The organism is Paenibacillus sp. NPDC058174 (genome assembly GCF_042883865.1).
Classification (GTDB): domain Bacteria; phylum Bacillota; class Bacilli; order Paenibacillales; family Paenibacillaceae; genus Pristimantibacillus.
Genome location: NZ_JBHVUY010000003.1, coordinates 689,437 through 710,546 on the forward strand (window position 1 = coordinate 689,437; position 21,110 = coordinate 710,546).

Annotated in this window: 13 protein-coding genes; 12 read left to right on the forward strand and 1 reads right to left on the reverse strand. The window is 49.8% G+C overall.

Features of this window, described 5'->3' with window-relative positions; all coding sequences use genetic code 11:
* Window position 1: 1 nt before the first annotated feature.
* On the reverse strand, window positions 2–1,429 hold the full coding sequence (locus tag ACFVVF_RS19125; RefSeq protein ID WP_387813036.1) for a VanW family protein: 1,428 nt from the start codon (window positions 1,427–1,429) through the stop codon (window positions 2–4).
* A 316-nt stretch (window positions 1,430–1,745) separates the two neighbouring features.
* Here ACFVVF_RS19125 and ftsE point away from each other — a divergent pair, with 316 nt between their 5' ends.
* From ftsE to ACFVVF_RS19185, 12 genes are all read left to right on the forward strand, one after another.
* On the forward strand, window positions 1,746–2,432 hold the full coding sequence (gene ftsE, locus ACFVVF_RS19130; protein WP_387813039.1) for a cell division ATP-binding protein FtsE: 687 nt from the start codon (window positions 1,746–1,748) through the stop codon (window positions 2,430–2,432).
* A complete protein-coding gene (gene ftsX / locus ACFVVF_RS19135) occupies window positions 2,422–3,339 on the forward strand; it encodes a permease-like cell division protein FtsX (RefSeq protein WP_387813041.1) in 918 nt (305 codons plus the stop codon). Before ftsE ends, ftsX begins: the two co-directional genes overlap by 11 nt.
* Window positions 3,340–3,351: 12 nt before the next feature.
* Entirely contained in the window at window positions 3,352–4,524 is a 1,173-nt protein-coding gene (locus ACFVVF_RS19140) for a murein hydrolase activator EnvC family protein (protein ID WP_387813044.1), read from the forward strand.
* A 188-nt stretch (window positions 4,525–4,712) separates the two neighbouring features.
* A complete protein-coding gene (locus ACFVVF_RS19145) occupies window positions 4,713–6,167 on the forward strand; it encodes a S41 family peptidase (protein WP_387813047.1) in 1,455 nt (484 codons plus the stop codon).
* 120 nt (window positions 6,168–6,287) lie between these two features.
* The gene (locus ACFVVF_RS19150; RefSeq protein WP_387813049.1) at window positions 6,288–7,598 is read left to right on the forward strand and encodes a PDZ domain-containing protein; all 1,311 of its coding nucleotides are present in this window, start codon (window positions 6,288–6,290) and stop codon (window positions 7,596–7,598) included.
* A gap of 369 nt (window positions 7,599–7,967) precedes the next feature.
* A complete protein-coding gene (gene uvrB / locus ACFVVF_RS19155; RefSeq protein WP_387813052.1) occupies window positions 7,968–9,950 on the forward strand; it encodes an excinuclease ABC subunit UvrB in 1,983 nt (660 codons plus the stop codon).
* A gap of 29 nt (window positions 9,951–9,979) precedes the next feature.
* Window positions 9,980–12,865 carry an excinuclease ABC subunit UvrA gene (uvrA, locus tag ACFVVF_RS19160; RefSeq protein ID WP_387813055.1) on the forward strand — a complete coding sequence of 962 codons (2,886 nt, stop codon included), beginning with the start codon at window positions 9,980–9,982 and terminating at the stop codon, window positions 12,863–12,865.
* Window positions 12,866–13,163: 298 nt separating this feature from the next.
* Window positions 13,164–13,379: a hypothetical protein gene (locus tag ACFVVF_RS19165; protein WP_387813058.1), complete on the forward strand. Its 216-nt coding sequence runs from the start codon at window positions 13,164–13,166 to the stop codon at window positions 13,377–13,379.
* Between the two features lie 279 nt (window positions 13,380–13,658).
* Window positions 13,659–18,674, forward strand: coding sequence for a SpaA isopeptide-forming pilin-related protein (locus tag ACFVVF_RS19170; RefSeq protein ID WP_387813061.1), 5,016 nt, complete (start codon window positions 13,659–13,661; stop codon window positions 18,672–18,674).
* Between the two features lie 228 nt (window positions 18,675–18,902).
* Entirely contained in the window at window positions 18,903–19,490 is a 588-nt protein-coding gene (locus tag ACFVVF_RS19175) for a TetR/AcrR family transcriptional regulator (RefSeq protein WP_387813175.1), read from the forward strand.
* Window positions 19,491–19,553: 63 nt separating this feature from the next.
* Window positions 19,554–20,417, forward strand: a complete 864-nt coding sequence (locus ACFVVF_RS19180) for a substrate-binding periplasmic protein (protein ID WP_387813064.1) — start codon at window positions 19,554–19,556, stop codon at window positions 20,415–20,417.
* Between the two features lie 39 nt (window positions 20,418–20,456).
* Window positions 20,457–21,101 (forward strand): amino acid ABC transporter permease, encoded by a 645-nt coding sequence (locus ACFVVF_RS19185; RefSeq protein WP_387813066.1) that lies wholly within the window; start codon window positions 20,457–20,459, stop codon window positions 21,099–21,101.
* Window positions 21,102–21,110: the final 9 nt, after the last annotated feature.

Here is a 21,110-nt window from a genome sequence, read left to right on the forward strand (position 1 = left end):
CTCAAATCCCATCCTCAACGATTCGGTCGGATGGCTTTGGCGTTGGCGTCGCGGATGGCGCGTTGCTGCCGGGGCCGACGTGCACGATCGTCGGCTGGGCGCGGTACGTGTCGCGAGTGATACGCTCGCGCGATACCGTTTTGCCGTCTTGAATGAGGCTGCGGTACGTTTCCACGACAGTGCCGCTGCGTCCTTGCTGCACGACGACCCGTTGGCCCGGCTTCAGTGATTTATCCGTTACCTGCTGCACGGTGGCAGGCAGCTCCTTCACGGTAACGGATTCGATATCGTAATGGATATCCTCCGGCAACGTGCCGAACAGCTTCACCGTCAGCTTCTGGCCTTCAACGCTGGTGCGGATAATGAGATGCTTGCCTGTTGAATTTTTGAAGCGGAAATCGATAGCGCCGGTGGCGAAGGTCGCATCTTGACCCTTAGGCAAATAAGCAACCGGGAGCGAATGGTTGCGGCGCTCGACAATTTCGATGCCCGTGCGGATGATCGTATTGTACAGCGTGCTGGACACTTGGCATATGCCCCCGCCAACACCGGGAACAAGCTTGCCGTTCTGAATGACGGGCGCTTCCTTGAAACCGTATTTTTCCTCCGCCAGCTTAATGACTTTGCCGTAAGAGAAAATCTCCCCCGGCGCCAGATGCCAATCGTTCAAAGCGTTAGCCGCCGCTGTTACGTTGTAGGCGCGTCCTGCAGCACTCGAGCGGAAATCGGTCGTGTATTCGAAAATTTTCCGCTCGATGCCCTCGTCCTTCAATTGCTCCAATGTCACTTTTGGATGCAGCACTCCAACTGGCAGCTTTGCCTGAAGCGAAGACTCCGGTTTCTTGCCGAGCTCCTCCACAGGCACGATAATCCATGGGCTCACCTCGTCGACCAGTGAGGCGACGTCGATCCGAAACGCATCGACATGCGGTTTATAAGTGACCTCATCCTTGTCGGTAATTGTCCGGGTCGCATCCTTAGGCTCGCTCTTATCGATCCAGCCCCACTGCTTGTTGACCAGATCCTCGAAGACCGCCCGGTCAAACGTTTGCGCAAGCTCATAGTGCTTTGGAAAATGGTAGCGGTACTTGGCGCGTTCCCAGACGCTGCCCCTCCGCAGCTGCTCCAAATCATTCCGTACGCTAACCCATTCGGCATTATAGCCGATCTGCGTCACCGTCCACTGCTTGCTGTCCGCAGTCTCCCCGTTGGCCTCTACCTTCACCGTCCGCTGCTCCAGCGTTTTCTCGTATTGATCCAGCAGCTCCAATGCTTCGTTAATACCCAAGCCGCCTATGGAGATGCCGCCCGCCGTGACCTGATCCGGTACAGTGTCCTGCTGGGCATAGTACCAGATTCCTCCCCAAGCAACCGAGGCGATGAGCAGCAGCGAAAAAATAATAATCAGACCAACATGCATTTTCTTCATCCCTTGACCACCTACCCTTCTTCCTGTCCCAAAATGACAATATTTCATGTATATGCAGCGGCACGCCCAATCTTGTCATTGCTGCAGCGGGCAAACCGCAGAATACCTTGTCGAAAATAGCTCCTTTTCCCCTTGCCCAAAGCCCAAATTTTTTTATGAGAATTGTGAAAATATGAGGGAAAAATCCCCATTGTGGAGGAATTAGACTATCCCTGTCGAATTAGTTACGCTGGCAAGTTGAGAGTTGTGTCGCACAACCTCGTCCCTTATTCCGTAATCGGCCGTTCCTTTATATAAAAAACAGGATGTGACTTTTGTGATAGAGATGCAAGACATATGGAAGACCTACAAAGACGGCACACATGCTCTCAAAGGTGTGTCCGTACGCATAGATCGTAATGAGTTCGTATACCTGGTCGGACCGTCAGGCGCCGGCAAATCAACCTTTATGAAGCTTATTTACCGGGAGGAAGTGCCGACCAAAGGGCAAATTTCCGTCAACGGATTTAATATTGGAAAGCTGAAGCCTCGTAAAATTCCCTACGTCCGCCGCAATATCGGCGTCATTTTCCAGGATTTCAGACTGCTCCCCAAGCTAACGGTTTATGAAAACGTCGCCTTTGCGATGGAAGTAATTGAAGCGCCGCGCCGCATCATTAAGAAGCGGACGATGGAGGTGCTGGATCTGGTCGGCTTGAAGCATAAGCACGCCAGTCTCCCGGCCCAGCTGTCCGGCGGCGAGCAGCAGCGGGTGGCCATCGCCCGTGCGATTGTGAACAATCCTTCCGTTATCGTAGCGGACGAGCCTACGGGCAACCTCGATCCCGAGACATCCTGGGGTATTATGAACCTGCTGGAAGAGATCAATTTCCGCGGTGCAACGATCCTTATGGCTACGCACAACAAAGAAATCGTCAATACGATGCGTAAACGCGTAATCGCTATCGAGGACGGCAACATCGCTCGTGATGAGGCAAGAGGGGAGTACGGCTATGAGATTTAGTACCCTGATCCGCCATATTCGCGAAGGTTTAAAAAGCATACTCCGCAATGGATGGATGTCCTTTGCCTCGATGAGCTCCATGTTTATCTCCTTGTTCCTGCTTGGCGTATTTCTTATCGTTGCGCTCAACATCAACAGCTTGGCGGCGGACTTCGAGAGCCAGGTTCAGATCCGCGTTTATTTGCAGACAGATATCGATCAAGAGAAGAAGAACGAGCTGCAGAACAAAATCGGCCGTATGACAGAGGTCAGCAAGGTAACCTTCGTCTCCAAGGAAGAAGGGCTGGAGCTGCTTCGTGAAAACTTGGGCCAGGACGGCGACGATCTGCTAGACGGTTACGACAAGGAGAGCAATCCGCTGCCCGATTCCTTTACGGTAGAAGTGTTCGATCCGCAAACCATCGAAGCGGCTGCCGCGCAAATTAATGAAATCAACAAGTCGGATGACATGAAGCCGATTACGAAAGTGAAATATGGACAAGGCACCATTGAGACGCTGTTCAAAGTAACGAATGCAGTCCGCAATATCGGTCTCGTAATCGTAATCGGACTCGGCGTCACGGCGATGTTCCTGATCTCCAATATGATCAAAATGACGATTATCGCCCGCAGGCGTGAAATCGGGATTATGAAGCTGGTAGGCGCAACCAATGCTTTTATCCGCTGGCCGTTCTTCATTGAAGGCGCAATTATCGGCGTTGTCTCGTCGGTCATAACGACTGCGGCTGTACTGTTCTCCTATTCGGAGCTGGTGCGGCTGACAAAAGTAGATATGGGACTGATGCTGCTGAAGCTGGTGCCGGTTGAGGAATGCGGTTTGCAGGTGGGTGTGCTGCTAATCGGTCTGGGTACGCTGCTTGGCGTTTGGGGAAGTACAATTTCGGTTCGAAAATATTTGAAAGTGTAGGTGACCGCTCGGGTGAAAGGAAAAAAACTGCTTATTGTCATAACGATGCTGACGGTTTTTATGTTGCAGCCTGTGGGCGGTTACGCCGCTTCTTCTATCGATAAAATCAATAAAGATCTCGCTGCCGCGAAAAAACAGATCGATCAAGCAGAGAAAAGCGCAGCTGCAGCGGAGCAGCAAAAGGCGACGATTAACGGGCAGAAAGCGGACGCTGAGAAATCGATCGAGACCATTATGAAAGAGCTCGACACGGTGACAGTCAATCTGGTACGTGTACAGACGCAGGTGGAGGATAAGGAAGCGGAGCTTCAGCAAGCCGGCGAGGATTTGGTGGAAGCGGAGCAGCGTGTCGAATCCCGTGATCAGCTGCTGCAGCAGCGTCTGCGTTTGATGTATGAGAATGGGTTCGTCTCGTACCTGGATGTATTGCTGAGCTCCACGAGCTTTATGGATTTCCTCGATCGTTTCGATTCGCTTCAATCGATTTTGAGTCAGGACCGCAACATTCTGGAGCAGCACAAAAAAGACAAGGCTCTCGTTATTGAAAAGCAAGATAAAGTTGCGAAGGCATTGGATGAAGTTAAAGTATCCTATGCCAAGCTTCAGACGTATAAGTCGGAGCTGAAGAAGAAGGAAGAGCAGAAGGAAGTTTTGATCGCCAACTATAATAAAAAAATCGAGGAACTGGATGAAATCAGCGAAGAACAGGAAGCGCTGCTGATTGCGCTGGCGAAGAAGGTTTCCGATTTGGAGAAAGAAAAGAAAAAGATTAAAACGCCTTACAGCGGCGGCAAGCTGGCGATGCCGATTCGCGATAACTACCGGGTAAGCTCCAACTTCGGCTATCGGATTCATCCGGTAACGGGCAAGAAAAAGCTGCATGCCGGAATGGATTTTGCCGTACCGCAAGGGACTCCGATCTATGCGGCTGAGGGCGGCGTTGTTATCGTCTCGCAAGTGTGGAGCGGCTATGGCAACTGCATCATTATCGATCATGGCAACGGTCTGTGGACGCTTTACGGCCATATTAAGAACAACGGCTTGCTGGTAAGCAAGGGCGATACGGTCAAACGCGGCCAAAAAATTGCGGAAAGCGGCAATACCGGCATCTCGACTGGGCCGCATCTTCACTTTGAGGTGCGCAAGGATCAGAATCCGGTTAATCCGAGCGGATATTTGAAATAATCGGAGCAGTAATGAAGCAGAGGCAGCCTAACGGCTGCCTTATTTTTCAGCTGTTGAAAAGTGAAAAGCTGATTTTATCAATAAAGATGGACGGCTTGTCATATACTAGTGTGGTTAGCGAAATTTGACGCATGGCCTGCATGCGCGATTGTGCGTACTGCAGCCATCATGGCAAAGGTGGTGTCGAGGTGCAATTTAGAGGACGTACCGTAGTTGCATTCGTCCTGTTGACGATGATTGCCACAATGGCAATTACATTGACCTGGGCGGACCAGCGAATGCTGCGGGATACGGGGAAACGGCCCGCTGTTTCTGCAGCCGCGGCTGAAGGAAAGGGCTTCTCCAAAGAGGAATTGTCCAAAATGAATACGGTTCTCGATCTGATCGAGACGAAATATGTTCACGAAACGGATCGCAATAAACTTGTGGACGGCGCGGTAAGGGGCATGATGACCGCATTGAACGATCCTTATTCCGTCTATATGGAAAAGGATGTTGCGCAGCATTTTTCGGAAACGATTGAAGGCTCGTTCACCGGCATCGGTGCGGAAGTGACGATGGACAAGGGGCGGATTATGATCGTATCCCCGATCAAAGGCTCCCCTGCAGAGCGCGCCGGTCTGATGGCTAAAGATGTTGTGGTGTCAGTTAACGGGGAAAAGCTTGACGGCTTAAGCCTGAATGAGGCTGTAGGGAAAATTCGCGGGCCAAAGGGATCGAAAGCGAAGCTGAATATTATAAGAAGCGGATTTTCCGAGCCGATCGAGCTTATTCTGGTTCGCGACGATATTGACGTCGAGACGGTATACGCCAAGAAGCGTGACGATGGAATCGGCATTATTGAGATTCGCCAGTTCTCATGGAATACGGCGGAACGCTTCAAGGAGGAGCTTGCCCGTCTCGAAGAAAATAACGGGCTGAAGGGCCTCGTTATTGATGTGCGCAACGACCCGGGCGGCGTTTTGCCTGTCGTTGTGGACATTGCGCAATCTTTTGTGCCGAAAGGCGAGACGATCGTTCAGGTTGAGGATCGCGATGGGAAGCGGGATGCGTCCAAATCTAAGGATGGCATAGCGAAAAACTATCCGCTCGTCGTTCTGATGAACAAAGGGAGCGCAAGTGCATCCGAGATTTTGGCTGGCGCGCTGAAAGAACGCGCAAACGCTGTGCTCGTTGGAGAGACGACGTTCGGCAAAGGGACCGTTCAAGTGAGCTACAATAAGTCGCTTGGCGACGGCAGTCTGGTGAAGATGACGATTGCAAAGTGGCTGACGCCGGACGGCAACTGGATTCACGAAAAGGGAATCAAGCCGGACATCGAAGTGCAGCCTCCGGCATTATACAATGCGGCTAGACTGACATTGGCCGAACCGCTGCGCAAAGATACGCTTGGGGAGCAGGTCCGCAGTGTACAGGTTATGCTGAGCGGCCTGGGATATGATCCGGCTCGCAAGGATGGTTACTTTAGCGATGAAACGGTTCAAGCGGTGAAAAGCTTCCAAAGCGACGCCGGTCTTTCCTCGACCGGCGAGGTGGATGCGAAAACAGCTGAAGCATTGGAGCGGGCAGTTATCAAGTGGCTGCAGGACGAAGGGCATGATCTCCAAATGAAAGAAGCAATCCAGGCGGCCGGCAGGAAATAACCGGCCCGCGTCGAATGAATAATAGGTTGGCTCTGGTTAGTCGGAGTCAGCCTTTTATTTTTGGCGCAAAAGATTATCAGGGTACATTCACAGGTTACAGGAGAGGAGACGGTCGCAACGGTGGATACAGCTTTAACCTTATTAAAGCAACTGGAATCGGCAGCGGTGCATTTGCTTGCACAGCCTTTTTATTATATAGCGGTTTTATTTATTGCCCTGCAGTATACGAGGCAAATCCGATTGGAGCGGCAAATGTTTGCCGTACGTCTTCATTATTGGCCAAGGCTGCTCGGACGAGCCATGCTGGCCGGTCTGCTGGCCGGTTTATGCTTCTCCGTTATTGGAGCGTTTATCGGAGCGGCTATAACTCAAGAGGCTGTGTTGTGGCTATGGGGCGCAGCAGCCGTGCTTATGCTGTTCCGCATTCGTTATTTATGTTTTGCTTATGGGGCGGGAATCCTGGCTTTGCTGCAATGGATTATCGGGTTTATTCCGCTGGCTGATCAAGGCGGTACGATTGCCCGCATGGCGGCATCGCTGGAGCAGATCGATATGCCTGGTCTGCTTATGCTCGTTGCTCTTCTGCATTTGGCGGAGGCGCTGCTTGTAGCCCGGCAAGGGGACAAGCTCGCGACACCGCTGTTCCTGGAGGGCAAGCGCGGCAAGCTGGTCGGAGGCTATATGCTGCAAGGCTTCTGGCCGGTGCCGCTGCTGCTGCTCGTTCCGGCAGCAGGAGACGAGCAGACCGCCCTGCCTTGGACACCGCTGCTCGGCGCTGATTGGTCGCAGGGCTGGACGGTCATCGCGCTGCCGATGGTCATCGGCTTCAGCGAACTGACCCGTTCCATGCTCCCTAAGGAGAAGGCAAAGCATGCGGCCAAAGGCTTGACGGTGTTCAGCGCCGGCTTAATCGGAGCCGCTTTGCTCGCTTGGTGGCAGCCGGTGCTGCTGCCGCTTGCCGCACTCGTCTCCCTGCTGCTGCATGAGGCGATCATATGGCGCAGCCGGTCGGTTGAAGCAGCTAGAAGTCCCCTGTTCGTGAATGACCGGCGCGGCCTGCGTATTCTGGGTATTGTGCCGGAGACGCCGGCTGAGGCAATGGGGCTTCTGCCGGGCGAGATCTTAGCGAAGGTAAATGGCGTTCGCGTCTATAATAAAGAAGATTTGCATGCGGCGCTGCAAAGCAATTCAGCGCTTAGCAAGCTGGAGGTTCTGAATCTTGCAGGCGAAGTGAAATTCGTGCAGCGGGCGCGCTATGCAGGAGACCATCATCAGCTTGGCGTTATACTGGCGCCCGATGAACATGCGAATTACTATGCCGCCGCAGGTCCAAGCTCCTTGCTGGAGCTGCTTCGCAGCTCGCGAACATCCAATCGCCGTGCATCGCGGGAGAAGGCTTCTAGCGAGGAAACATCGGTGCAATCGCAATAAACAGCCGCTAATGGCGCAACTGGAAGGCTCCTTCCTAAACTGCAAAGTTTAGGAGGAGTCTTCTCTTGTTTTCCCATTGCAACACGCCAGCAATGAGGCTATAATAGTGAGGAGAACATACATTCTTATATTGATTCTCGACGTGCGCAGCAATAGAAGCGACGAGTGAGCATGAGCATTGGAATCGGGACGTGCATGGCGATTCTTTTCTGCTTGTTTTGAGAAAATTTGACTATAATGATAGATAGGCGCGGAGCGCTTCCGCCTAGCAGTGGAGCCATCTGTGTTTATCCGGATATTTATAGCGGTTATAAGCATATATGCAAGAAATGGTTTTTCAATGAGCCGGGAACGGGGTGGAGGAAGCAAGTGAAAGACAAGTTTGTGTTGAAGTCGGAATATAAGCCGCAGGGCGATCAGCCTCGGGCAATCCGCGATCTTGTGGAGGGCGTGAACGCAGGCGTCAAGCATCAGACGCTGCTCGGAGCGACCGGAACGGGGAAGACGTATACGATTGCCAATGCCATTGAGCAGCTGAATCGGCCGACGCTCGTTATCGCGCACAACAAGACGTTGGCGGCGCAGCTTTGCAGCGAATTCAAGGAGTTTTTCCCGGACAATGCCGTTGAATATTTCGTCAGTTACTATGACTATTATCAGCCGGAAGCTTACATTCCTTCTACGGATACGTATATCGAGAAGGATTCCAGCATTAATGATGAAATCGACAAGCTGCGGCATGCTTCGACCAGCTCCTTGTTTGACCGGCGCGATGTCATTATCGTTGCCAGCGTTTCCTGTATTTACGGTCTCGGTTCCCCTAATGAATATGGAAGCCTCGTGTTGTCACTCCGCGTAGGCATGGAGAAATCACGCGATGCGATTTTGCATAAGCTGGTTGATATTCAATACGCGCGCAACGATATCAGCTTTACCCGCGGAACATTCCGAGTGCGCGGCGATATTATTGAGATTTTCCCGATAGCGAACAATGAGCGTGCAATTCGGGTTGAGCTGTTTGGCGACGAGATCGAGCGCATTACTGAAATTGATGTGCTCACCGGAGAAATTGCCGGGGAACGCGAGCATGTCGCTATTTTCCCGGCGTCTCACTTCGTTACAAAGGAAGAGACGATGAAGATTGCGCTCGTCAATATCGAGCGTGAGCTGGAGGAGCGGCTTGCGGTATTGCGGGAAGAGGGCAAGCTGCTGGAAGCGCAGCGGCTGGAGCAGCGTACCCGCTATGATCTGGAGATGATGGCGGAGATGGGCTTCTGCTCAGGCATCGAGAACTATTCGGGTCCGCTGACGTTCCGGGAGCGCGGCGCAACGCCTTATACGCTGATGGACTATTTTCCGGAGGATATGCTGATCGTGATCGACGAATCGCATGTCTCGCTGCCGCAAATCCGGGCGATGTACAACGGTGACCGGGCGAGGAAGGAAATGCTCGTCAATCACGGCTTCCGTCTGCCGTCCGCTATGGACAACCGGCCGCTTAAGTTCGAGGAGTTTGAAGGCAAGGTGACGCAGGCGATCTACGTGTCGGCTACGCCTGGTCCGTATGAATTGGAATATTGCCCGACGATGGTCGAGCAGATTATCCGGCCAACCGGCTTGCTGGACCCAATTATCGAGGTGCGTCCGACGAAAGGGCAAATCGATGATTTGCTCGTGGAGATCCGCGACCGGATTGCTAAGGATGAGCGTGTTCTGGTCACGACACTGACGAAGAAGATGGCGGAGGATTTAACCGACTACCTGAAGGAAATCGGCATTAAGGTCCGTTACTTGCACTCCGACATCAAGACGCTGGAGCGGATTGCAATTCTGCGTGATTTGCGGCTTGGCACATTCCATGTGCTCGTAGGCATCAACTTGCTGCGGGAAGGCTTGGACTTGCCGGAAGTGTCGCTCGTCTCGATTCTAGACGCTGATAAGGAAGGCTTCCTGCGCTCGGAACGCTCGCTTATTCAGACGATCGGACGTGCAGCACGGAACAGCGACGGACGTGTCATTATGTACGGTGATAAAATTACCGACTCCATGGACAAAGCGATCAAGGAGACAGAGCGCCGCCGCGGAATTCAGATTGCACATAACGAGAAGCATGGCATTACACCGCAGACGATCCGCAAAAAAGTGCATGACGTTATTGAAGCGACAAAGGTCGCAGAAGAGAAAGCAGATTATTTGACCGGCGTGGGGAAAGGCAATATGTCGAAGAAAGACCGCCAGTCGCTGATTCAAAGGCTGGAAGCCGAGATGAAGGAAGCGGCGAAGAGCCTGCAATTCGAAAAAGCAGCCGAGCTTCGCGATGCGCTGCTTGAGCTTCGTGCCGAAATGGGCTAGAGAGATGAATGGGATAGGAGGGCTTTCGATTGGCTAGTGATAAAATCGTCATTAAGGGCGCCCGCGCCCACAATTTGAAAAATATTGACGTTACGATTCCGCGCGACAAATTTGTTGTGCTTACGGGGCTTAGCGGCTCCGGCAAGTCCTCGCTTGCCTTCGATACAATATACGCTGAGGGACAGCGTCGTTATGTAGAATCCTTGTCGGCTTACGCCCGGCAATTTCTTGGTCAAATGGAGAAGCCGGATGTCGATTCCATCGATGGTCTCTCGCCGGCAATTTCGATCGATCAGAAAACGACAAGCCGCAATCCCCGTTCGACGGTTGGTACCGTTACGGAAATCTACGATTACTTGCGGCTGCTGTATGCCCGTGTCGGCAAGCCTCATTGTCCGGACCACGGTATTGAGATAACTTCGCAAACCGTTGAGCAAATGGTAGACCGGATTATGGAATATCCGGAAAGAACGAAGCTGCAAATTTTGGCCCCGTTGATCTCCGGCCGCAAGGGCGAGCATACGAAGCTGCTTGCAGACATTCAGAAGCAAGGTTATGTGCGTGTGCGTGTGAACGGTGAGCTTCGCGAATTGAGCGAGAAAATCGAGCTGGAAAAAAATAAAAAGCATACGATTGAGGTTGTTGTTGACCGGATCGTTGTGAAATCCGATATTCACAGCCGATTGGCCGACTCCTTGGAGACGGCTTTGAAGCTATCTGAAGGACGGGCTCTGGTCGATATTATCGATCAGGAAGAGCTGTTATTCAGCTCCAACTTGGCTTGCCCGGAATGCGGATTCAGCATCGAAGAGCTGGCGCCGCGGATGTTCTCGTTCAACAGTCCTTATGGGGCATGTCCGGAATGTGACGGCTTGGGCGTGAAGATGATCGTCGATCCGGATCTTCTTGTGCCGGATATGAGCAAATCGATTAATGAAGCGGCATTCGAGGCATGGGCGGGCAGTACATCCAATTATTATCCGCAGTTTTTAAGCGCAGTGTGCGAGCACTACGATATTCCTAAGGATGTGCCGGTTTCGGAGCTGTCAGCCGAGCAGATGAAGAAGCTGCTCTACGGTACAGGCGGAGAGCGGGTCAAGTTCGTCTATGAGAATGACTTCGGCCACCGCAAAGAAGCGTATGTTCCATTTGAAGGAATCGTTCACAACCTGGAGCGTCGTTATCGGGATACCGCATCTGATATGATGCGCGAATATATTGAGGCTTATATGAGTGCGAAGCCTTGCAGCAGCTGCAAAGGCCATCGGCTCAAGAAGGAAAGTCTGGCGGTCACAATCGGGGCCCAAAGTATTTCCTATGTAACATCGTTATCAATTGGCGAAGCGCAGCGGTTTTTCACAACGCTGAACCTGAACGACAAAGAGCGTCAGATTGCCCATTTGATTCTGAAAGAAATCAACAGCCGGCTTGGCTTTCTGGTAAACGTAGGCTTGGAATACTTGTCGATGAGCCGGGCTGCCGGTACGTTATCTGGCGGTGAAGCACAGCGTATTCGTCTGGCTACGCAGATCGGCTCCAGTCTGATGGGCGTTCTATACATTTTGGACGAGCCAAGCATCGGACTGCATCAGCGGGATAATGACAAGCTGATCGAGACGCTGGAGCATATGCGCAATCTCGGCAACACGCTTATTGTCGTGGAGCATGATGAGGACACGATGCTTGCAGCCGATTATATTATCGATATCGGCCCTGGCGCCGGCATTCACGGCGGGCAGATTATCGCTGAAGGAACGCCGGAAGAAGTGATGGCGGATGAGAACTCGTTAACCGGCCAATATTTAAGCGGAAGAAAATTCATTGAAGTACCGCTGCAACGTAGAGCGACGGGCGAGAAGTGGCTCGAAATTCGCGGTGCGAAGGAAAACAATCTGCGCGGTGTGAATGTGAAAATTCCTCTGGGTATTTTCACAGCGGTAACCGGTGTTTCTGGTTCCGGTAAATCTACGCTCGTTAACGAGATTCTATACAAGACGCTGGCCCACGATTTGAATAAAGCCAAGACGCGTCCCGGCCAATACAAGGAGCTTCGCGGTCTTGAGAACTTGGAGAAGGTAATCGATATCGACCAATCGCCAATTGGACGGACACCGCGTTCTAACCCTGCTACCTACACCGGTGTATTCGATGATGTTCGCGACCTGTATTCGACAACGAACGAAGCGAAGGTTCGCGGCTATAAGAAGGGCCGTTTCAGCTTTAACGTGAAAGGCGGCCGCTGTGAGGCATGCCGAGGCGACGGAATTATTAAGATTGAGATGCATTTCCTGCCGGATATTTATGTCCCATGCGAGATTTGCAAGGGCAAGCGCTATAACCGGGAGACACTCGAGGTTAAGTACAAAGGCAAAAACATTGCCGAAGTGCTGGAGATGACTATCGAGGACGGCTGTAGCTTTTTTGAGAACATTCCGCGTATTCACCGGAAGCTTCAAACGTTGCTCGACGTTGGTTTGGGTTATATGAAGCTTGGCCAGCCGGCAACGACATTGTCAGGCGGCGAAGCGCAGCGGGTGAAGCTGGCTTCTGAGCTTTATCGCCGAAGCACAGGCAAAACGCTGTATATTCTGGATGAGCCAACGACGGGACTGCATGTCGATGATATCGATCGGCTGTTGAACGTTCTGCATCGCCTCGTTGATTCAGGAGAATCGGTATTAGTCATTGAGCATAACCTTGATGTGATCAAAACAGCCGATTATTTGATCGACCTGGGTCCAGAAGGCGGCAATGGCGGCGGTATGATCGTCGCATCGGGCTCGCCAGAAGAGGTAATTAAAGTGTCCGGCTCCTATACCGGCAAATATTTAAAACCGATTCTCGAGCGCGACCGCGAACGTACAGCGAACAAGCTGCGCCAATCAGAAAGTGTTGTAGCAGGCGCTGTTGAATAATAGACGGAACTGGAGGCCGTTCGAATGAGCACGCTCATTCGAACGGTTTTTTTGCTTCAGGCGTTGGCGTTATGGAACAGGAGGTAATAAACAATGGAAGAGATGGACATTTTATTGTTAGAGCAATGGTTCCCTGCGGCAGTTTACAGAACTCCGCATAAAAAAGCTTCATTAATAAGGAAATGAAAAAAAATGGTGACAAAGTTGTTACGAAACCAAGTTCGGACTTGCATCAGAGCGCATCAGAAGATAACATAGAATTAATATAGGCTACGTGTGAATAAAAGGAGGGTACCCGATGTTTTTGGCAGAAGAAGCAGCAAAAGCAACCAGCAACATCAACCATTTTGACTGGTTTATGCTTGCATTTACCATTCTGATTGGGATCGGATTCGTACGACTCGTGTTGACGAAACCGAAGAAAAACGTATTTGCAATCGGATTCACAGCTGTCTCGTTAGCGCTTTTCCTGTACATAGATTACATTATGATCTTTAAAGTGTGGATGGCGTAAACTAGCTAATCAAATACTTTATTCAAAGTAAAGCCTGCTCCCCTGAGCAGGCTTTGTTTGTGCGTTCATTAGGTCATTCGACATTGTTCAGATTATGTATAGTGCTATAAGACATAATGTACAGTGCATATCTATTTTTCTGCTAAAAAACGACAAGCCGCCTTACCTACATAGCATGAATATAACTGAATGCAGGCCGATTGTCATCAACGGAAAAGGAGGGAATGTGAAGTATTTGTTGTTTCATTATTTAATTCATCAAGTTGGAGGTTCAAAGCAATGAGAAAAAAATCAGTGGCAATGATACTGGCTTTTCTGCTTATCTTTCAGTACATGAATTTCACCGGTTATTTCAACAAGGCCGAAGCCGCGGGAACGATTACCGATTCGATCTTGACGAAAATGACGCTCACGCCTAAAGACCAGGCGCAGACGGTTATCGCATCTGTCTATCAGGGTGATAATTACGTAAATACAGAGTATCGGGTAGAGCTTGAAAAAGAGCTTAAATTAAGCTACGATTGGGCGCTGCCGGAAAATCACACATACTCAGCCGGCGATACCTTTGTATTTCAGCTGCCAGCTGAGATGGAAATGTACAATGACATTCCTTTAACGAATCTGGCCGGTGATCCATCGGTAGGCACATTCAAGATGGATAAAAATACGAAAACCGTCACGATGACGTTCAACGATGAGATTAATGCAGGCACGCCATCGAACGGTACATTAAGCTTCTGGAGTAAATTTACAAGCACGAGCGTGCAGCAGAAGACGGAAGTGAAAGTGAAGTTTGCGATTGGCGATGAGATTACAATTCCGATCGCACCTAGCAACGGAACGCCTATCAACAAGAACGGACAAGCGGATAAGCCGTTCAATGCTACCAAGATTACATGGACTGTAGATATTAATACAGACCTGAAAAATATTAAATCCGGGGTAGTCACCGACAACATACCGGCGGGACTTGCCTACGTGCCAAGTTCCATTAAAGTATATCAAATGGACATTAATACAAATGGCACATTGTCGAATCCGACTTTGGTTACGCCTAATGCGGTGACAGAGCCGGCAGGAGCTTCTACCGAGCTGAAAGTCGAGCTGGGAGATATTAACCGTCCGTACCGCCTCGTGTTTGAGACGAGTATTACGGACATTACGAAAGCCAACTTTACGAACACAGCCAAGTTTACCGGCAACGTTGGCGGAACTACTTTTAACGTTCAAGCTCCAGCTACGGTACAAAACCAGCGCGGCAAATTTTTGGAGAAGTCCGGAAGCTACAATGAAAGCACACAAGAGATCAACTGGACGGTCAAATACAATTTTGGCGAAGATCCGCTTGCTGCAAATACAGTACTGACTGACTTGTTCGACAATAAGCATTCCATTGACTTGACTTCAATTCATGTCTATCCAGTGGCTAACCCTGTAGCAGGCACGAAAGGGACAGAACTGAACAACCCTGCTGATTACACAGTGGATACCAATGTATCCGGCCATCCGAGTTACAATGCCAATAAAAATGGTTTTAATATTGTATTTAAAGCTGCGACAAGTTCCGCTTATATTATTGAATATAAGACGAAACCGACAGGCAACATTTACAACAATGCCACAATCAACAATAAAGCTTACTCAATCGGCAAAGAATCGAATAGCGTTGGTGTTGACATTAAACAGCATTTCTTGAGCAAAACGCACGGAAATATCAATTATGCAGCTCGTACAGTGGATTGGACCATTAATTTGAACAAGGACAAGTACAATCTGTACGATGCTTCATTCAAAGATGAGTTTCCTGCAGGACTGAAGCTCGTTCCAGGAAGTCTGACTGTGAAGCAGAACGGTGTTATCGTTACAAGCCCTGTCTACTCAATCAATTATCTGGACGCTTTGAACGATGCAACGGAAAAAGGATTTGAGATCGAGCTTCCAAATGGCAACAGCACATACACGATTACGTACACGACGCAGTATGATTTTATCAATACAAGCTATTTTTCCAACTCCAATTTCAGCTTTGGCAACAAAGGTACTTACTATTGGAGCGAGAACAGCAATGGAACGAATGGGCAAAATCAGTCGGTAACAGAAACCTACACTCCTAATAATCAAACGCAATGGAACGGTTATAAAGAAGGAACTTATAATGCAGTCTCCAAGACGTTGACTTGGGGAATCGGTGTCAACTACAACAGTAAAGCGATGTCGAATGTCAGCGTTGTAGATGAACTGCAGCATAAGCAAGCGATCGATTTGAATACTTTGAAAGTGTTCGAGCTAACCGTTAATGCCAACGGCAGCGTAACCAAAAGCAGCACCGAGTTTACAGACTACACTTCAAATGTAGCAACTTTAGCTAACGGCAATCAAGAGCTAACCGTTACATTCAATAACCCGATTAATCGGCCTTATTACATTACGTTCAATACAAGCATGAGCGGCGTGCTGATTGATCAGAACGTGCCGAACAAGGCGATTCTGAAGGGCGACGGTTATGCGAATAAAGAACTGAACAGCACTGTAACGATCAAGCAGGCTGGTGAATACGTTGCGAAGTCAGGGCAGCAAAGCGGCGCAACGATCAAGTGGAAAATTGACATTAACCGCGGTCAATCGACTGTTGACGATGCCAAAATCATTGACGTGCCTGGCAAAAAACAAACGCTGATTAAAGAGTCGTTCAAGCTCTATCAGACGGTTGTTGATGCGCAAGGTAATGTATCCAGAGGGGCTTTAATTACAGACCCTGATGATCCGCAGCATGGATATACACTTACCTTCACACCAATCACGGATGGCTCCGTCAACAGCGATGAGACATTTGAGCTTAGCTTTAAGCACCAGATTACTAAGCCGTACTGGCTGGAGTATGAATCGATGATTGATGCCACCAACGGTGAAAAGGTGACGAATAACGTTAAGTTCACCGGTTCGGGCGGTATCGAGAAATCAATCAGCAATCCTTCTGAAGTAACAGTCTCCTTATCGGGAGGAGAAGGTACAGGCAATACGTATCGCGGCTCGCTTAAGATCGTGAAAGTGGATAGCGAGAACAATGCAACGAAATTGAATGGTGCAAAATTTGAACTCATCCGAAACTCCAATGGCCAGAAAGTAACGGGCGAAACAACTGGAGCAGGCGAGTATGTGTTCACTAATTTGCTTTATGGCAAATACACATTAAACGAAACCGGTGCGCCAAGCGGTTATGCTATCGATACGGCAAGCAAGGCTGTAACGATCAACTCCGCTGCGGAGCAAGAACTGATCGTAACGAACACCAAACTGAAAAGCAGTCTGGAAGTTACCAAAGTCGATACAGACAATACGAATGTGAAGCTTGACGGCGCTGTGTTTGAGCTTTATAACAGCTCCAACACTCTTGTAGATACGCAAACGACGGTATCGGGCAAAGCAGTGTTTACTAACCTTCCTTACGGTACGTATACGTTGAAAGAGGTCACTGCACCAACTGGTTATGATATCGTAGCTTCAGAGAACAATAAGAGCATTACGATTAATTCATTGACAGTCAAAGCGGTAACGGTCAAAAACAGCAAAACAAAAGGCAGTCTTGTTGTTACCAAAGTAGATGCTGATGACAGCAATGTTAAGCTTCAAGGTGCTGTATTCGAGCTCTACAACAGTTCGAACGTGAAAGTCGATCAGCAAACGACAAACGGAACAGGCAAAGCAACCTTTACAGGTCTGGAGTTCGGTACGTATACACTGAAAGAAGCTTCTGCACCTGCAGGGTATGAAATCGATGCTTCGCAGCAAACAAGCACGGTAACGATTAACGCAGCAGCTGCTAAAGACGTTACCATCACAAACAGCAAGTCTAAAGGCAGCCTGGAAATAACGAAAGTGGACGCTGACAACAACAATACAAAGCTTGCGGGCGCTGTATTCGAGCTGTACAACAGCGCGAATGTGAAAGTTGATCAGCAGACGACCGATGCAAACGGCAAAGCAACGTTCTCGGATCTCGTATATGGCACCTATACGCTGAAAGAAACGACAGCGCCAGCCGGATATGATATCATCGCATCGGAAAACAACCAAAGCATTACGATCAACACGCTTGCCGCCAAAACGGTAACAGTGAAAAATAGCAAGTCTAGAGGCAGTCTCGTCGTGACAAAAGTCGATGTCGACGATAATAGCGTCAAGCTTGCCGGCGCCGTATTCGAGCTGTACAACAGCGCGAATGTAAAGGTCGATCAGCAGACTACAGATGCAACGGGCAAAGCGGTATTCAGCAGCTTGTTGTTCGGCACGTATACGCTGAAAGAAGTCTCGGCACCAGCAGGGTATGAGATTATTGCTTCGCAGCAAACAAGCACGGTGACGATAGAATCAAAAACGGCTAAAGACATCACGATTACGAATACAAAGCCAAAAGGCAGTCTGGAAATTACGAAAGTGGATGTCAATGATTCCACTAAAAAACTGGAAGGCGCCGTATTCGAGCTGTACAACAGCTCCAATGTAAAAGTTGGGCAGCAGACAACCGACGCATCCGGTAAAGCAACCTTCTCGGGTCTGCTCTATGGCACGTATACGTTGAAAGAAGTTACAGCGCCGGCCGGCTATCGGATTATTGAAGCGGAGAACAACAAGACCGTGACCATCAATTCACATGCTTCAGCAGGAATTACGGTTACGAACAGCAGAATTATTCTTCCGCCTAATCCTAGTCCGAGCCCAAGTCCAAGCCCGAGTGTGTCGCCTAGCCCTTCACCAAGCGTAGAGCCAAGTGCAACACCTAGCGCAACACCGGGTCCAAGCACGACACCGGGCGTGACACCAAGTACAGCGCCAAGCGCTACGCCAGGTACACAGCCAAGTGCTACACCGAAGCCAAGCAATGGACCATCGACTACGCCTCCGGCAGAGAGAGAAACAACACCGAAGGATACGCCAATTGAGGGCGAAATCGAAATTCCAGATGGAAGCGTACCTACACAAGGTATTCCGCCTGAGCATGGCAAAGTCACAATTGGTCTGGACGGTAAATGGGTGTACACTCCAGAAAAGGGATTTGTAGGAAAAGATAGATTCTCCATCATTGTTACAGATGAAGATGGCAACGAAGAAGAGATTTGGATCGAGATCGATGTCGTCAATCCGCTCGGCGGATTGAACGGATCGCCAAATGTGAATCAGCTTCCGAAAACAGGCGAATCCAGCTACTTGGGCCTGCAATTATTCGGCATTGCGCTTATCGCATTAGGAGCCATCCTGTTCTTCAGAAGAAAGTCGGTACGCGGCAATCGTTCATAAGCAAGCCGACATTCATAACAAGCAAGCGGCCCCGGCGTCAGGGTTAACGCCGGGGCCGTTTTTTTATTTCCGATTTAAAACCTAGTAATCGGCTTGACAATGTGAAAGTTATCCGATAGGATTTAAATAAAACTGACTGACGAGTCAATCAAGTTAATCGGTTTGTTGAGAATAAGGGAGGCGATCGTAATTCCACCCAAAAGCCAAAGTACGGAACGGAAAAAGCAAATGATGGACGCTGCCTTAGTGCGTTTTGCAACAAGCGGCTACCATTCCACTAAAATATCCGATATCGTCGCTGATCTTGGCGTTGCGCAAGGAACCTTCTATTGGTACTTCAGCAGCAAGGAAGCGATAGCTGTCGAGATTGTCCAGCAAGGGCGGGAGCAATTGCTTGAAGTCATTGGTCAGGGCTACCGCAAAGGTACGGGTACCGTGCAGGATATGGTGCTCGCGTCAGAGGCGCTGCTTACCCGGCTATTCCAGTTCGCGAGGGATAACCGTTATTTGATGGGAATGCTGCTCGACGGCACTGCATTCAGCGAAACGGTGCGCCAAGAAATTGCCGGCACTAGCGCAGCGATGGAGCAGGCGTTTCTCCGTAACATCGAACGGGCCATTGAGCTCGGCATGCTGCCGGAGACGATCGATGCCAAGCTGAGAGCAGCCTTGCTCATGAGCTTGATTGAAGGCATCATCTCCAGATGGCTTTTTCAAAAGCAAGGAACAGACACCAATCCGCTCTCCTCTTATCCGCTTGAGAAGTTAGCAGCGGAAACGGCCCGATTTGAATTTTTCGGACTGCTGGGCATTTAAGAAAATAGATGCAATGAAACACGGACACATTATTAGAGAGACACTGATAAGGAGAGAAACAACATGACATCTAACAAAAAACGATTTTTCCCCATCGCAGCAGCGATTCTGGTTTTGGCACTGGTGCTTGGTGCATGCGGCTCGAATAACACGAATAAAGGCTCCAACAACAATGCGCCTAGTCCTACACCTTCCGCACAGACATCGAATTTGCTGGATCAAGTGAAGGAGTCGGGTGTACTCAAGGTTGGTCTGATGGGCACTTACGCGCCGTATAACTTCACGAATGAAAAGAACGAGATTGATGGCTTTGATGCAGATATTGCAAAAGAAATAGCGAAACGCCTTGGCGTAAAAGTGGAATTTACCGCTCAAGATTTCTCCGGACTGATCAGCAGTCTGCAAGCGAAAAAGTTCGATGCGATCATTAGCCAGGTTACGATCACAGACGAACGCAAAAAAGTAATTGATTTCACAGAGCCATATATCACGAACGAAGTGAAAATTATTGTGCCGGAGAAAAATACGACGATTACGAAGCTGGAAGATTTTAAAGGTAAAAACATCGGCGTAGGCCTTGGCACCAATGATGAGACATATCTGCGTGACGTTGCGATCCCGCAAGTCGGCAAATTCACGATCAAAACTTATGATGACGTCATTACATCACTCCAAGACTTGAATGCTGGCCGTATTGACGCAACAATCAACAACATTCATGCGTTGAAGCCAATCGTTGATAAAAACGGCTTTAAAATCAAAGCAGTAGGCGAAGCGATCAAAGCGGACAGCGCCGGTATTGCGGTACGCAAGGACAACCCGGAATTCCGCGATGCGCTGGATAAAGCGTTGAAGGATTTGAAGGCTGACGGCACCTACGATACGATTTTTGAAAAATGGTTCGGCGAAAAGCCAGCCGCGCAATAATAGAGCTTAAGCGTTAAGCGAGAAGGGATTCGGCCTGTTATGGAGCTTGTCTTTGAGAATTGGGAGTTATTGTTCAAAGGGGCCTACTATACGCTGTATATCGCCGTCATTTCGATGGTCTTCGGTCTATTTATCGGGGTCACGGTAGCCTTGGCCCGGTTGAAGGGCAATCGTCCCGTGCGCTGGGCGGCGCGCGTATACGTCTCCGTCATCCGCGGTACACCGGCGCTTGTGCAAATCGTAATTGTCTATTACGGACTTGTCGATTATGGCATTACGCTAGGCCCACTGACGGCAGCTTGCATTGCCTTGAGCATTAACATCGGAGCTTATTTGTCGGAAGCAATGCGGGGTGCGATTCTCTCCATTCCGAAGGGACAAACCGAAGCTGCGCTAGCTACGGGGATGACCTCCTGGCAGGCCATGCGCAGAATCGTCCTTCCGCAAGCAGCGCGTGTGGCGATACCGCCAATGGGCAATACGTTTATCGGCATGCTGAAGGAGACGTCATTGGTTTCTTTCATAGCCGTTCCGGAGCTTCTCCGTTCCGCACAGCTGCTCATTGCCAGATACTACGTCAACATGCCTTTCTACATCGGCATTGCGATTATGTACTGGATTATGAGCACGGTGTTCTCGGCTATTCTGGAGGCGGTGGAAAAACGTTTGTCCAAAGCATACTGAGGTGACAAC